Below are 13,619 nucleotides of genomic sequence, written 5' to 3' on the forward strand. Positions count from 1 at the left end.
CGCTCACGCGACGGAGTCGCATGTTCAGTACAGCCCCGCGCCCCTAGGGGGCGCGCTGCCATCGCCGCCCGTTCACCTGTCCCGGTTCGTCGCCGATGACGTACCGGACCCTGCGGCCGTGCACCCTGCGGGCAGGGGCACGACAGCCGCGAGGACGGCAGCCACGGGCGAGACGGGAAAGATTCACGGGGCCAGCCTAGCGGTGGGTCAGTTGCGGCCGTGGCGGAGGGCGGGGTGTTCGCCTGCCGCCACCAGGTCGGAGACCGCCGTCTTCGGGTCCTTGCCGGTGACCAGGGACTCGCCCACGAGTACGGCGTCGGCGCCGGCGTTGGCGTAGGCGATGAGGTCGTGCGGGCCGCGGACGCCGGACTCGGCGACCTTGACCAGGGTGTCGGGGATCTCGGGGGCGACCCGCTCGAACGTGCCGCGGTCGACCTTCAGCGTCTTCAGGTTGCGCGCGTTGACGCCGATGACCTTGGCGCCCGCGTCGATCGCGCGCTCGACCTCGTCCTCGTCGTGCACCTCGACGAGCGGGGTGAGGCCGATGGAGTGGGCGCGCTCGATCAGCGACTCCAGGGCCGGCTGGTCGAGGGCCGCGACGATCAGCAGCGCGAGGTCGGCGCCGTACGCGCGGGCCTCCCAGAGCTGGTACGACGTGACGATGAAGTCCTTGCGCAGGACGGGGATGTCCACGCGCGCGCGAACGGCCTCGAGGTCGGCCAGCGAGCCGCCGAAGCGGCGCTGTTCGGTGAGGACGGAGATGACGGCGGCGCCGCCCGCCTCGTAGTCGGCGGCGAGTGCCGCCGGGTCGGCGATCGCGGCCAGCGCGCCCTTGGACGGGCTGGAGCGCTTGACCTCGCAGATCACCTTGACGCCGTCGCCGCGCAGGGCGGCCGCGCCGTCCTTGGCCGCGGGAGCCTTCGCCGCGCGCTCCTTGAGCTCGTCGATGCTGACGCGCGCCTGCCGCTCCGCGAGGTCGGCACGGACTCCGTCGATGATCTCGTCGAGCACACTCACGCGAGCGGCCCCCTTCCTGACGGTCGGTCTTCACTGGTCACTGCGATGGTATCCGCAGCAGGGCGGATGCCTCGCATCCAGGTTGACGGGCGTCCCATTACGTGGACCCGACTCGTCGATCAAGGATGCAGCCAGCCACCGAACGGCAGGTTCCGGACAACGGTGAAGGCCAGGAGCAGGGCCCCCGCGGTCCACACGAGCGCGGGGGGCGGTTCGAACCGCATGGGTGTGCCGCGTACGGCGCGGACCACCCACGCGGTCCACAGGACGGCGCAGACGGCGTAGCCGAGGACGGCGGGCGCGTTGGCCTGGAGGGCGGTCAGGAGGTCGCCGTGGACGACGGCGTGCGCGCTGCGCAGTCCGCCGCAGCCGGGGCAGTACAGGCCCGTGAGGCGCAGCAGGGGGCAGACGGGGTAGTGGCCGGGCTCGCCCGGGTCCACGGCTCCGACATACGCGAAGGCTCCGACGGCGGCGGCGAGCAGCCCGGCGGGGACGGCCAGTCGGGCGGCCGGTGTGCGGCGGGACGCGCTGGGGCTGGGGGCGTTCACGCTGTGCATTGTGCCCCGGACGCGGCTCAGGGGCGGGTCCGGCACGGTGTCGTGCGGGGCCGCCCCTGTGCGGAGTGCGTGGTGCTTCGTGTGCTCAGCTCTCGGCGCCGGCCGGGACGGGGTGGCTGCTCTGCTGCTGGCCCATGCCCATCGAGCGCATGACGGCGCCGACGACGCCGCCGAGGACGACGATGCCCATGCCGGCCCAGAAGCCGGCGGGCTGGGCCATCACCATGAACGCGCCCGCGACGCAGAAACCGATGAAGGCGATGATGACACCGGTCCAGGCGGCCGGGGTGTGACCGTGGCTGCTGCCCGCCATTGCTTGCTCCTCGTTGCTGTGTACGTGTCTGAGCGGACGCTCGCCCCCATCATCCCGCACCCACCCCCGTTGGCCGACCGGGGGTACCACCCGAGGCCCCCGCCCCTCGCGGCTCCCGTCGCGGGTGGCGGGGCCGGGGCTATGCGCCGGTCGGGTCCTCGCCCCGGTCCAGGGCCTTCCAGAGGTCTTCCGGGCGGTCCGGGTCGACCCGCGCGGGACGGCGGCGGGGACGCGGCGCGCCCGTGCGTTCGTAGCGGCCGGACATCGCCGGCCACTGCCGCCCGTAGCGCAGGGCCAGCAGGCCGGCCAGCAGCAGCAGCACACCGCCCGCCGCGGCCACGTACGGCCATGCCGTATGGCTGAGCGCCGCCACCGTCGCGGACGTGTCCCCCGACACCTGCGCCGCCTTCTCGTCGAGCGCCTCCTTGTCCGAGGCTCCGGACAGCGCCGCGGCGACGGTGCCCGCCCCCGACAGCGCGAGCAGCGCCGCGACGGCGAGGCGGCCGGCCCGGCGTACGGCGAACACCGCGACCAGAGCGGCCAGCCCCACGACGGCCAGCGCCGCGGGCACGCCCGTGACGTCGCTGCCCGTCGCGGTCAGGGGGAACGCGCCGCCGGCCACCGTGGCGGTGCCCTCGGACCACTGCTGCCGGGTGGCGAGCAGGGCCACGGCAGCGCCGAGGGCGCCGCTCAGCAGGGCCACGGCGAGGCTGACGCGGCCGCCGCGGGCGGAGCCGGCGGCCTCGGAACGGGGGGTAGGTACGGCAGTCACGTCCTCCACTATCGCCTGAACCCCGGGTGAACCGGTACCCGGGGTTCCTCCCGGATGCCCGTCAGACCGTTCCCAGCCGGTTCGCGGTGTGCACCGCGCGGAGCACGGCCGCCGCCTTGTTGCGGCACTCGGTGTCCTCCGCGACCGGGTCGGAGTCGGCGACGACCCCCGCACCGGCCTGCACATACGCGGTGCCGTCCCGCAGCAGCGCCGTACGGATCGCGATCGCGGTGTCGGAGTCGCCGGCGAAGTCGAGATAGCCGACGCAGCCGCCGTACAGCCCGCGTCGGGAAGGTTCGAGTTCGTCGATGATCTGCAGCGCGCGGGGCTTGGGCGCGCCGGAGAGCGTGCCGGCCGGGAAGCAGGCGGTGAGGACGTCGAACGCGGTGCGGTCGCCCGTGACCCTGCCGGTGACCGTGGACACGATGTGCATGACGTGCGAGTACCGCTCGACGGACATGAAGTCGACGACCTCGACGGAACCGGGTTCGCAGACCCGGCCGAGGTCGTTGCGCCCCAGGTCGACGAGCATGAGGTGCTCCGCGCGTTCCTTGGGGTCGGCGAGCAGTTCCTCGGCGAGCGCCTGGTCCTCCCGCGGGGTGGCGCCCCGCGGCCGGGTGCCGGCGATGGGGTGGACCATGGCCCGCCCGTCCTCGACCTTCACCAGGGCCTCGGGGGACGAGCCGACGACGTCGAAGCCGTCGAAGCGGAACAGGTACATGTACGGGGACGGGTTGGTGGCGCGCAGCACCCGGTAGACGTCGAGGGCGCTCGCCGTGCACGGCGTCTCGAACCGCTGGGAGGGGACGACCTGGAAGGCCTCCCCCGCGCGGATGCGTTCCTTGACGTCCTCCACGGCCCGCTGGAAGTCGGGGCCGCCCCACAGGGCGGTGTAGTCGGGCAGTTCGGAGGGCGGCAGCACGGCGGGCGGCTGGGCCACCGCGCGGGTGAGGTCGGCCTCCATGGCGTCGAGCCGGGCGACGGCGTCGGCGTAGGCCTCGTCGACGCCGGTCTCCAGGTCGTTGTGGTTGATCGCGTTGGCGATCAGCCAGACGGCGCCCTCCCAGTGGTCCATGACGGCGAGGTCGCTGGTGAGCAGCATGGTCAGCTCGGGGAGCCTCAGGTCGTCGCGCCCGCCGGGGCCGATCTTCTCCAGGCGGCGGACGATGTCGTAGCCGAGGTAGCCGACCATGCCGCCGGTGAAGGGCGGCAGGCCCAGGTCGTGAGCCAGGTCGCGGGGGGTGTGCAGGGTCTCGAGGGTGGCGCGCAGCGCGGCGAGGGGGTCGCCGTCCGCGGGGACCCCGACGGGCGGGGTGCCCTCCCAGTGGGCCTGTCCGGCGCGCTCGGTCAGGGTGGCGGCGCTGTGGACGCCGACGAAGGAGTAGCGGGACCAGGAGCGTCCGTTCTCGGCGGACTCCAGCAGGAACGTGCCGGGGCGTTCGGCGGCGAGTTTGCGGTAGAGCGCGACCGGGGTGTCGCCGTCGGCGAGGAGCTTGCGGGTGACCGGGATGACCCGGCGGTCGGTGGCGAGCTTGCGGAACGTCTCGAGGTCCATGGCGGCAGACCCTACTGATCCGCGGCGGGGGCGTCCGCCACCGTCAGGACGTCGGCGTCGAAGCAGGTGCGGGCGCCGGTGTGGCAGGCGGCGCCGACCTGGTCGACCTTGACCAGCACGGTGTCGGCGTCGCAGTCCAGGGCGACCGACCTGACCCACTGGAAGTGGCCGGAGGTGTCCCCCTTGACCCAGTACTCCCGGCGGCTGCGCGACCAGTAGGTGCAGCGGCCGGTGGTGAGCGTGCGATGCAGTGCCTCGTCGTCCATCCAGCCCAGCATCAGCACCTCTCCGGTGTCGTACTGCTGGGCGATGGCGGGCAGAAGGCCGTCGGGGCTGCGCTTGAGGCGCGCGGCGATCTCCGGGTCGAGGCGGCTGGGCGGAGCACTGTGGCGCGCGGCGCCTTCGTGAGGGGTGGTGGCCGGGCGACGGGCGGGCGTGCTGGTCATGCCGACCATTGTGCCGCGTGGGGGCGTCCGGTCCTGGCGGACGTCCACCGATTGGAACCAGTGCCACGCCGGGGTGCTCCCGGGCCGTTCGGACACCGGAGGCGGCTCGTCGAGGGGCGGTGGCCGGGCGACGGGTGGGCGGACGTCCCGGCCCGCCGTAGGCTGGCTGGCATGTCGACCCATGCCAAGCGTGAACGGCTGCTGCTCGCCGATCTGCTGGAGACCGCGGGCCCGGAGGCCCCCACCCTGTGCGAGGGCTGGACCGCCCGGGATCTCGCCGCCCATGTGGTGGTGCGCGAGCGCCGCCCCGACGCGGCCGGCGGCATCCTGGTCAAGCAGCTGGCGGGGCGGCTCGAGCGGGTGATGGCGGAGTTCGCCGACAAGCCGTACGAGGAGCTGATCCAGCTGATCCGTACGGGTCCGCCGCGCTTCTCACCCTTTTCGCTCAAGCAGATCGACGAGATGTCGAACATCGTGGAGTTCTATGTCCACACGGAGGACGTACGCCGCGCCCGGCCCGACTGGACGCCGCGGGAGCTCGACCCGGTCCTCCAGGACGCCCTGTGGTCGCGTCTGGAGCGTTCCGCGCGGCTGATGGGCCGCGGTCTGCCGACGGGCCTGGTGCTGCGCCGTCCGGACGGACGGACGGTGGTGGCGCACCGCGGCACCCCGGTGGTCACGGTGACCGGGGAGGCGTCGGAGCTGGTGCTGTTCGCCTACGGCCGGCAGAGCGCCGCCAAGGTGGAGCTGGACGGCGACGAGAACGCGATCGCGAAGCTGCGCGAGACCAAACAGCTCGGCATCTGATTCGCATCCGAAAGGCGCAGCTCGTGATCAAAGTGGCCATGACCAGTGTGTACGTCGACGACGTGGCGAAGGCGCACGCCTTCTACACCGATGTCCTCGGCTTCGAGACCCGGACGCACATGGATCTGGGCGGGGGCACGCTGTTCGTCACGGTGGGTGCGAAGGAGGGCGCCCAGCGGGATCTGGAGCTGCTGCTGGAGCCTGGGCAGGGCCCTGTCGCCGAGCCGTACCGCAGGGCGGTGCGGGAGGCGGGCCTGCCGGCCATCGTGTTCTCGGTGGACGACCTCCGCGCGGAGTTCGAACGGCTCCGCGGGGAGGGTGTGCACTTCGTCCAGGACCCCCAGGAGCAGGGCCCGATGCTGACCGCGCTGCTGGACGACACGGTCGGCAATCTGATCCAGCTGGCCCAGCCGACGGGCTGAGGCCCGCGTCAGCGCACGGGGTGGCCGGCGCCGCGCAGGGTCTCCTTGACCTGGCCGATGCGCAGGTCGCCGAAGTGGAAGACGGAGGCGGCCAGTACGGCGTCGGCGCCGGCGGCGACGGCGGGCGGGAAGTCGCCGAGCTTTCCGGCGCCGCCGGAGGCGATCACCGGGACGGTGACGTGCTTCCGCACGGCGGCGATCATCTCCAGGTCGTAGCCGTCCTTGGTGCCGTCGGCGTCCATGGAGTTGAGCAGGATCTCGCCGGCGCCGAGTTCGGCGGCGCGGTGTGCCCATTCGACGGCGTCGATGCCGGTGCCGCGGCGGCCGCCGTGCGTGGTGACCTCGAAGGAGCCGGAGTCGGTGCGCCGGGCGTCGACGGACAGGACGAGAACCTGCCGGCCGAAGCGTTCGGCGATCTCGCGGATGAGGTCGGGGCGGGCGATGGCCGCCGTGTTGACGCCGACCTTGTCGGCGCCCGCGCGCAGCAGCCTGTCGACGTCGTCGGCGGTGCGGACGCCGCCGCCCACGGTGAGCGGGATGAACACCTGCTCGGCGGTGCGGCGGACCACGTCGTACGTCGTCTCGCGGTTGCCGGACGAGGCGGTGATGTCCAGGAACGTCAGCTCGTCGGCGCCCTCGGCGTCGTACACCTTGGCCATCTCGACGGGGTCGCCCGCGTCGCGCAGGTTCTGGAAGTTGACGCCCTTGACGACCCGGCCGCCGTCCACGTCCAGGCAGGGGATGACTCGGACCGCCAGGGTCATGAATCCACGGCTCCTCTGAATGCTTCGAGTTCCACTGAGACCAGTACGCGCGAGTCGACGAAGCCCTCGACCACCAGCAGCGTGGTGACGGGTCGTACGGCGTCGAACAGTTCCTTGTGGGCGCGTCCGGCCGCGTCGACGTCCCGCGCGTGGGCGAGATGGACCCGCGTGCGGATCACCGACTCGATGCCGAGCCCGAACTCGCCGATCGCCTCCAGCGCGCTGGTGAAGGCGGCCTTGGCCTGTTCGTACGGGTCGCCCTCGCCGTGCAGCACATCGCCCCGGAACGCGGTCGTGCCCGCCACCAGGACGCGGTCGCCCGCCGCGACGGCACGTGCGAAGCCGAAGGTGTCCTCCCAGGGGTTCGAGCTCTGTACACGCCGTACGGCATCGGATGTCATCGCGCCACAGCCTCCAGGGCCTCTTCCAGGGTGAACGCCTCGGCGTACAGGGCCTTGCCGACGATGGAGCCCTCGACGCCGAGCGGGACGAGTTCGGCGATGGCGCGCAGGTCGTCCAGGGAGGAGACGCCTCCGGAGGCGACGACGGGGCGGTCGGTGGCGGCGCAGACGTTCCTCAGGAGCTCCAGGTTGGGGCCCTGGAGGGTGCCGTCCTTGGCGATGTCGGTGACGACGTAGCGGGCGCAGCCCTCCTTGTTCAGGCGGTCCAGCGTCTCGTAGAGGTCGCCGCCGTCGCGGGTCCAGCCGCGGCCGCGCAGGGTGGTGCCGCGGACGTCGAGGCCGACGGCGATCCTGTCGCCGTGCTCGGCGATGACCTTGGCGACCCATTCGGGGGTCTCCAGGGCGGCGGTGCCGAGGTTGACGCGGGTGCAGCCGGTGGCGAGGGCGGCGGCGAGGGTGTCGTCGTCGCGGATGCCGCCGGACAGCTCCACCTTGATGTCCATGGCGCCGGCGACCTCGGCGATCAGGGCGCGGTTGTCGCCGGTGCCGAACGCGGCGTCGAGGTCGACCAGGTGCAGCCACTCGGCGCCCGAGCGCTGCCAGGCGAGGGCGGCCTCCAGGGGGGAGCCGTACGACGTTTCCGTCCCGGACTCGCCGTGCACGAGGCGGACGGCCTGTCCGTCGCGGACGTCGACGGCGGGGAGGAGTTCGAGCTTGGCCATGTCTCTACAGGGTTCCGATCCAGTTGGTGAGGAGCTGGGCTCCGGCGTCGCCGGACTTCTCGGGGTGGAACTGGGTGGCCCACAGGGCGCCGTTCTCCACGGCGGCCACGAAGGGCTTGCCGTGGGTGGACCAGGTGACCAGCGGGGCCCGAATCGCCGGGTTGGTGGTCTCCAGGGTCCAGTCGTGGACGGCGTAGGAGTGCACGAAGTAGAAGCGGGCGTCCTCGTCGAGGCCGGCGAAGAGTTCGGAGCCGGCCGGGGCGTCCACGGTGTTCCAGCCCATGTGGGGCACGATGTCGGCCCGGAGCGGCTCGACGGAGCCGGGCCACTCGTCGAGGCCGTCGGTCTCCACGCCGTGCTCGATGCCGCGTGCGAAGAGGATCTGCATGCCGACGCAGATGCCCATCACGGGGCGGCCGCCGGAGAGCCGGCGGTCGACGATCCAGTCGCCGCGCGCCTCCTTGAGGCCCTTCATGCAGGCGGCGAAGGCGCCGACGCCGGGGACCAGCAGCCCGTCGGCGTTCATCGCCCGGTCGAAGTCACGCGTGATCTCGACGTCGGCTCCCGCGCGGGCGAGGGCGCGCTCGGCGGAGCGGACGTTGCCGAAGCCGTAGTCGAAGACCACGACCTTCCTGGGGGTGCTCAAAGCCTCACGCCTCCAGCTGCAGAAGGCCCGTGACGAGACACATCGCGGCACCGATGGAGAGCAGCACGATGAGGCTCGTGGGCATCTTCTGCTTGTAGAAGGAGATGATTCCGCCGACGAAGAACAGGCCGACGACGATCAGGACGGTGGACAGGCCGTTCATGGCTTACAGCGCGCCCTTCGTGGAGGGCAGGATGCCGGCCGCGCGCGGGTCGCGCTCGGACGCGTAGCGCAGGGCGCGCGCGAGGGCCTTGAACTGGCACTCCACGATGTGGTGCGCGTTGCGCCCGTAGGGCACGTGCACGTGCAGTGCGACCTGGGCCTGGGCGACGAAGGACTCCAGGATGTGCCGGGTCATGGTGGTGTCGTACTCGCCGATCATGGGCGCCATCTTCTCGGGCTCGGTGTGCACGAGGTAGGGGCGGCCGGAGAGGTCGACGGTGACCTGGGCGAGGGACTCGTCCAGCGGGACCGTGCAGTTGCCGAAGCGGTAGATGCCCACCTTGTCGCCGAGGGCCTGCTTGAAGGCGGCGCCGAGCGCGAGGGCGGTGTCCTCGATGGTGTGGTGCGAGTCGATGTGCAGATCGCCCTCGGTCTTCACCGTGAGGTCGAACAGGCCGTGCCGGCCGATCTGGTCGAGCATGTGGTCGTAGAAGCCGACCCCGGTGGAGATCTCCGTCCTTCCGGTGCCGTCGAGGTCGATCTCGACGAGGACGGACGTTTCCTTGGTGGTGCGTTCCACGCGTCCCACGCGGCTCATGTGCTCTGCTCCTTCTTGACTTCACGGACCGCGTCCAGGAACGCGTCGTTCTCGGCCGGGGTGCCCGCGGTGACCCGCAGCCATCCCGGTACGCCGTTGTCCCGGACCAGGACGCCCCGGTCGAGGATCTTCCGCCAGACGGTGTGCGCGTCCTCGAACCGTCCGAACTGGACGAAGTTGGCGTCCGACTCGGTCACCGCGTAGCCGAGGGCGCGCAGTTCGGCGACCAGCCGGTCACGCTCGGCCTTGAGCTGCTCGACGTAGCCGAGCAGCGTGTCGGTGTGCTCCAGGGCGGCCAGCGCGGTCGCCTGGGTGATCGCGGAGAGGTGGTACGGCAGCCGGACCAGCTGTACGGCGTCGACGACCGCGGGGTGCGCGGCGAGGTAGCCGAGGCGCAGGCCGGCCGCGCCGAACGCCTTCGACATCGTCCGGGAGACGACGAGATGGGGGCGTCCGTCGAGCAGCCGGAGCAGCGAGTCGCCGTGGCTGAACTCGATGTACGCCTCGTCGACGACCACCATGGACGGCCCCGCCGCCTGGGCGGCCTCGTACAGCGCGAGGACCGTCTCCGGAGGGACGGCGTTGCCGGTGGGGTTGTTGGGGGTGGTGACGAAGACGACGTCGGGCCGGTGCTCGGCGACGGCCCGCTCGGCCGCCGGGAGGTCGATGGTGAAGTCCTCGTTGCGGGGCCCGGAGATCCAGCCGGTGCCGGTGCCGCGCGAGATGAGGCCGTGCATCGAGTACGACGGTTCGAAGCCGATGGCGGTACGGCCGGGGCCGCCGAAGGTCTGCAGCAGTTGCTGGATGACCTCGTTGGAGCCGTTGGCCGCCCACACGTTGTCGACGCCGACCGGGTGTCCGGACGTCTTGGTCAGATACTCGGCCAGGGCGGTGCGCAGTTCGACCGCGTCCCGGTCGGGGTAGCGGTTGAGGTGCCGGGCGGCCTCGCGGACCCGCTCGGTGATCCGCTCGACCAGCGGCTCGGGCAGCGGGTAGGGGTTCTCGTTGGTGTTCAGCCGTACGGGGACGTCCAGCTGGGGCGCGCCGTAGGGGGACTTGCCGCGCAGCTCGTCCCGTACGGGGAGATCGTCGATTCCGAACGTCACTTGCTCTCCGGGACCTTCCACTCACTGTGCTCGTCCTGTTCGCCTCCGGCACTGTGCTTGTCCTGTTCGCCTCCGGCAAAACGCGCCTTGATCGCCGCGCCGTGCGCGGGCAGGTCCTCCGCCTCGGCCAGCGTGACCACGTGGTGCGCGACCTCGGCCAGCGCGTCGCGCGTGTAGTCGACGATGTGGATGCCACGCAGGAAGGACTGGACGGACAGGCCCGAGGAGTGGCAGGCGCAGCCGCCGGTGGGCAGGACGTGGTTGGAGCCGGCCGCGTAGTCGCCGAGGGAGACCGGGGACCAGGGGCCGACGAAGACCGCGCCCGCGTTGCGTACCCGCTCGGCGATCGCGGGGGCGTCGGCGGTCTGGATCTCCAGGTGCTCGGCGCCGTAGGCGTCGACGACCCGCAGGCCCTCCTCGATGCCGTCGACCAGGACGATCGCGGACTGGCGGCCGGACAGGGCCGGCACGATCCGTTCGTCGGTGTGCTTGCTGGCCTCGACCTGGGGTGCCAGTTCCTTCTCGACCGCGTCCGCGAGGTCGGCGGAGTCGGTGACCAGGACGGCGGCGGCGAGCGGGTCGTGCTCGGCCTGGCTGATCAGGTCGGCGGCCACGTGCACCGGGTCGGCGGTGGAGTCCGCGAGGATCGCGATCTCGGTCGGGCCGGCCTCGGCGTCGATGCCGATCTTCCCGGTGAAGTAGCGCTTGGCGGCGGCGACCCAGATGTTGCCGGGGCCGGTGACCATGGGGGCGGGCGGGCAGGACTCGGTGCCGTACGCGAACATCGCGACGGCGGTGGCGCCGCCGGCCGCGTAGACCTCGTCGACGCCGAGCAGGGCGCAGGCGGCGAGGATCGTCGGGTGCGGCAGTCCCCCGAAGTCGGCCTGAGCCGGGGACGCGAGCGCGAGGGACGGGACGCCCGCCTCCTGCGCCGGTACGACGTTCATGATCACGGAGGACGGGTAGACGGCCCGGCCGCCGGGCGCGTACAGGCCCACGCGGTCGACCGGGACCCACTTCTCGGTGACCGTGCCACCGGGCACGACCTGGGTGGTGTGGGTGGTGCGGCGCTGTGCGCGGTGCACGAGCCGGGCGCGCCGGATGGACTCCTCCAGGGCCGCGCGCACGGCCGGGTCCAGCTCCTCCACCGCCCGCTCGAGGGCGGCGGCCGGGACGCGTACCCGCTCCAGCCTCACGCCGTCGAAGCGCTCGGCGAAGTCGATCAGCGCCGCGTCGCCCCGATGATGCACGTCCTCGCAGATGGGCCGCACCTTCTCCAGGGCGGCCGCGACGTCGAAGTCGGCACGGGGCAGCAGGTCGCGCAGGGCGGTTCCCTCGGGGAGGGCATCGCCGCGCAGATCGATACGAGAGATCACGTGCTCAATTCTCTCAGACCCGGACAGCGGACCGTCCGGCCGTTCCAATGGCTGATACGCCACACCGTCGGTGACGGTCAGCGAACATTTCCGAGATCCTCTTCACTTTCCGTGTTCAACGGGTCACCGGACCGGGCATGAACGGTTGTACGAAGGGACGAACCGGCGAGTAGCAGAGGAGGAGGGGAGTTCCGTGACCGAGGGGGCGGGACCGGCCGGCGCGGAGCCGCCGGACGACCTGACCGCCGCGGAGGCCGGCATGTGGCAGGCCTTCCGCAACGGCAGTGTGTACGACCTGAGCAGCGGTGACACGGTCGTCGACGATCCGCACGGCGGACATCCGTGGGGCCCCGGGCGGACGGTCAGGGCGCGGGTGGTGTGCTGGCTGCTCCTTGGCGGCCCGCCGGCGCTGGCCGGCCGGGTGTCGTCGCTGAAGCTGGTCGGGGCGCAGATCAGCGGCACGCTGGATCTGGCCGGGGGCACGGTGGTGCCGTACTGGGAGATGCGGTCCTGCCGTTTCGAGCGGGACGTGCTGCTGCCGGAGGCACGCTTCACGACCGTGCGGATGGTGGACTGCTCGATACCGCGGCTGGAGGCGGCCCGGCTGCACACCGAGGGCGATCTGCATCTGCCGCGCTGCCGGTTCCTGGGCGGCGTACGGCTCACGGACGCGCGGATCGGGACGGATCTGCTGCTCAACCAGGCGATCGTGCACCGGGACCGCAGCGGCCGCTCGATGGCGGCCGACGGCCTGACCGTCGGCCAGGACCTCCAGGCGGAGCTGCTGGAGTCGCACGGCGAGCTGAGCCTGCGCAGCGCGACGATAGGTGTCTCGCTGAGCCTGCGGGGCGCCCGGCTGGCCAACCCGTACACCCGGCTCGCGCTGAACGCGCCGCAGCTGACCGTGGAGCGCTCGCTGTATCTGACCCCCGCGGGGGTGGGAGCCCAGGCGCGCAGCGGGATGACACCGGCGCGGGGGACGCGGATCCAGCGGTTCGAGTGCGAGGGCGGGGTGCGCCTCGACGACGGACGGTTCGGGGACGCGGTCGACTTCGAGGGGGCCAGGTTCACGTTCACCGACGAGCAGGAGCTGTCGCTGCGCCGGGTGCAGACACCGGAGCTGCGCTTCCTCGGGGAGCGGCCGGCGCGCGGCCGGGTGGTGCTGTCGGGGGCGAAGGTGGTCAACCTGATGGACCGGGCGGACAGCTGGCCGGGCCCCGGCCGGCTGCACATGGGCGGGTTCGCCTACGAGAACCTGGTGCCGCGCGGCCCGTTCCCGCTGGCGCTGCGGCTGCGCTGGGTGGACGCGGCGAGCGCCGAGTACAACCCGGAGCCGTACGAGCGGCTGGCCGCCGTGCTGAGGGAGGGCGGGGAGGACGTGGACGCCCGGGAGGTGCTGCTCGCCAAGCAGCGCCGCCACCGCGAGAGCCTGCCGGTCGCGGCCAAGCTGTGGGGTTACGCGCAGGACTGGACGGTCGCCTACGGGTACCGGCCGGGCCGGGCGGCGGTGTGGATGGCGGTGCTGTGGGCGGCCGGTTCGCTGGCGTTCGCGCGGGCCGATCACCCACCGCTGAAGAGCGGTGAGCATCCGGCCTGGAACCCGGCCCTGTTCGCCCTGGACCTGCTGCTGCCGGTGATCGACCTCGGCCAGGTGGGCTTCTGGCAGCTGCGCGGCGGCTGGCAGTGGCTGTCGGCCGCGTTCATCCTGCTGGGCTGGATCCTGGCGACCACGGTGGCGGCGGGGGCGACGCGGACTCTGCGGCGCACCTAGGGCCTGTCTGACAATTCGCGTCGCCGCCCGAAGGGCGGCCGCGCGGCGTCAGGTGCGTGCTCTCGGTGTGCCGGCCCCAGAGCCTCGTTCTGGATGTACTCGGGTCTGGGGCCGGTGCGGCGAGTGGGGGCACCTCCCGCGCCCTTGAGGCAGCGGGGGAGCGTGCATGGCGTCGCGCGGCAGA

The 13,619-nt window shown here is 72.3% G+C and carries 18 protein-coding genes; 3 read left to right on the plus strand and 15 right to left on the minus strand.

Going from position 1 to position 13,619, the window contains the following annotated elements:
• Positions 1-43 precede the first annotated feature (43 nt).
• The 7 genes from trpM to hisI form a co-directional block, all read right to left on the minus strand.
• Positions 44-187: a tryptophan biosynthesis modulator TrpM gene (trpM, locus tag ACGFR9_RS32600; RefSeq protein ID WP_393215860.1), complete on the minus strand. Its 144-nt coding sequence runs from the start codon at positions 185-187 to the stop codon at positions 44-46.
• A 20-nt stretch (positions 188-207) separates the two neighbouring features.
• Positions 208-1,017 (minus strand): indole-3-glycerol phosphate synthase TrpC, encoded by an 810-nt coding sequence (gene trpC / locus ACGFR9_RS32605; protein ID WP_311646841.1) that lies wholly within the window; start codon positions 1,015-1,017, stop codon positions 208-210.
• A 119-nt stretch (positions 1,018-1,136) separates the two neighbouring features.
• Positions 1,137-1,574, minus strand: a complete 438-nt coding sequence (locus tag ACGFR9_RS32610) for a DUF2752 domain-containing protein (protein WP_393215863.1) — start codon at positions 1,572-1,574, stop codon at positions 1,137-1,139.
• Positions 1,575-1,659: 85 nt separating this feature from the next.
• Positions 1,660-1,887: an HGxxPAAW family protein gene (locus ACGFR9_RS32615; RefSeq protein WP_393215866.1), complete on the minus strand. Its 228-nt coding sequence runs from the start codon at positions 1,885-1,887 to the stop codon at positions 1,660-1,662.
• A 139-nt stretch (positions 1,888-2,026) separates the two neighbouring features.
• Positions 2,027-2,668 (minus strand): TIGR02234 family membrane protein, encoded by a 642-nt coding sequence (locus ACGFR9_RS32620; RefSeq protein ID WP_393215869.1) that lies wholly within the window; start codon positions 2,666-2,668, stop codon positions 2,027-2,029.
• Positions 2,669-2,720: 52 nt separating this feature from the next.
• Entirely contained in the window at positions 2,721-4,214 is a 1,494-nt protein-coding gene (locus tag ACGFR9_RS32625) for an anthranilate synthase component I (RefSeq protein ID WP_393215872.1), read from the minus strand.
• Between the two features lie 11 nt (positions 4,215-4,225).
• On the minus strand, positions 4,226-4,660 hold the full coding sequence (hisI, locus tag ACGFR9_RS32630; protein ID WP_393215875.1) for a phosphoribosyl-AMP cyclohydrolase: 435 nt from the start codon (positions 4,658-4,660) through the stop codon (positions 4,226-4,228).
• A 171-nt stretch (positions 4,661-4,831) separates the two neighbouring features.
• Between hisI and ACGFR9_RS32635 the strand changes: the two genes are divergently transcribed.
• Entirely contained in the window at positions 4,832-5,467 is a 636-nt protein-coding gene (locus ACGFR9_RS32635) for a TIGR03085 family metal-binding protein (RefSeq protein WP_393215878.1), read from the plus strand.
• Positions 5,468-5,490: 23 nt separating this feature from the next.
• Positions 5,491-5,889, plus strand: a complete 399-nt coding sequence (locus ACGFR9_RS32640; RefSeq protein ID WP_393215880.1) for a VOC family protein — start codon at positions 5,491-5,493, stop codon at positions 5,887-5,889.
• An 8-nt stretch (positions 5,890-5,897) separates the two neighbouring features.
• Here the strand turns inward: ACGFR9_RS32640 and hisF are convergent, their stop codons facing one another.
• Genes hisF through hisD form a run of 8 tightly spaced genes read right to left on the minus strand, consistent with a single transcriptional unit; the run spans position 5,898 to position 11,664 of the window.
• Complete coding sequence (gene hisF, locus ACGFR9_RS32645) at positions 5,898-6,653, minus strand: imidazole glycerol phosphate synthase subunit HisF (RefSeq protein ID WP_393215883.1); 756 nt, start codon at positions 6,651-6,653, stop codon at positions 5,898-5,900.
• A complete protein-coding gene (locus ACGFR9_RS32650; protein WP_393215886.1) occupies positions 6,650-7,054 on the minus strand; it encodes a Rid family hydrolase in 405 nt (134 codons plus the stop codon). The genes hisF and ACGFR9_RS32650 overlap by 4 nt, the downstream gene beginning before the upstream one ends.
• Positions 7,051-7,776 (minus strand): bifunctional 1-(5-phosphoribosyl)-5-((5-phosphoribosylamino)methylideneamino)imidazole-4-carboxamide isomerase/phosphoribosylanthranilate isomerase PriA, encoded by a 726-nt coding sequence (gene priA, locus ACGFR9_RS32655; RefSeq protein WP_393215889.1) that lies wholly within the window; start codon positions 7,774-7,776, stop codon positions 7,051-7,053. Before priA ends, ACGFR9_RS32650 begins: the two co-directional genes overlap by 4 nt.
• 4 nt (positions 7,777-7,780) lie before the next feature.
• Positions 7,781-8,422, minus strand: a complete 642-nt coding sequence (hisH, locus tag ACGFR9_RS32660) for an imidazole glycerol phosphate synthase subunit HisH (RefSeq protein WP_393215892.1) — start codon at positions 8,420-8,422, stop codon at positions 7,781-7,783.
• 4 nt (positions 8,423-8,426) lie between these two features.
• On the minus strand, positions 8,427-8,585 hold the full coding sequence (locus ACGFR9_RS32665) for a hypothetical protein (RefSeq protein WP_393215895.1): 159 nt from the start codon (positions 8,583-8,585) through the stop codon (positions 8,427-8,429).
• Between the two features lie 3 nt (positions 8,586-8,588).
• Positions 8,589-9,182, minus strand: coding sequence for an imidazoleglycerol-phosphate dehydratase HisB (hisB, locus tag ACGFR9_RS32670; protein ID WP_030228358.1), 594 nt, complete (start codon positions 9,180-9,182; stop codon positions 8,589-8,591).
• The gene (locus ACGFR9_RS32675; protein ID WP_393215899.1) at positions 9,179-10,288 is read right to left on the minus strand and encodes a histidinol-phosphate transaminase; all 1,110 of its coding nucleotides are present in this window, start codon (positions 10,286-10,288) and stop codon (positions 9,179-9,181) included. Before ACGFR9_RS32675 ends, hisB begins: the two co-directional genes overlap by 4 nt.
• Complete coding sequence (hisD, locus tag ACGFR9_RS32680; protein WP_393215902.1) at positions 10,285-11,664, minus strand: histidinol dehydrogenase; 1,380 nt, start codon at positions 11,662-11,664, stop codon at positions 10,285-10,287. Before hisD ends, ACGFR9_RS32675 begins: the two co-directional genes overlap by 4 nt.
• 193 nt (positions 11,665-11,857) lie before the next feature.
• Here hisD and ACGFR9_RS32685 point away from each other — a divergent pair, with 193 nt between their 5' ends.
• On the plus strand, positions 11,858-13,435 hold the full coding sequence (locus tag ACGFR9_RS32685) for an oxidoreductase (RefSeq protein ID WP_393215905.1): 1,578 nt from the start codon (positions 11,858-11,860) through the stop codon (positions 13,433-13,435).
• The last annotated feature ends 184 nt before the right edge of the window (positions 13,436-13,619 follow it).

The organism is Streptomyces sp. NPDC048584, assembly GCF_043199595.1.
Lineage (GTDB): Bacteria > Actinomycetota > Actinomycetes > Streptomycetales > Streptomycetaceae > Streptomyces > Streptomyces edwardsiae.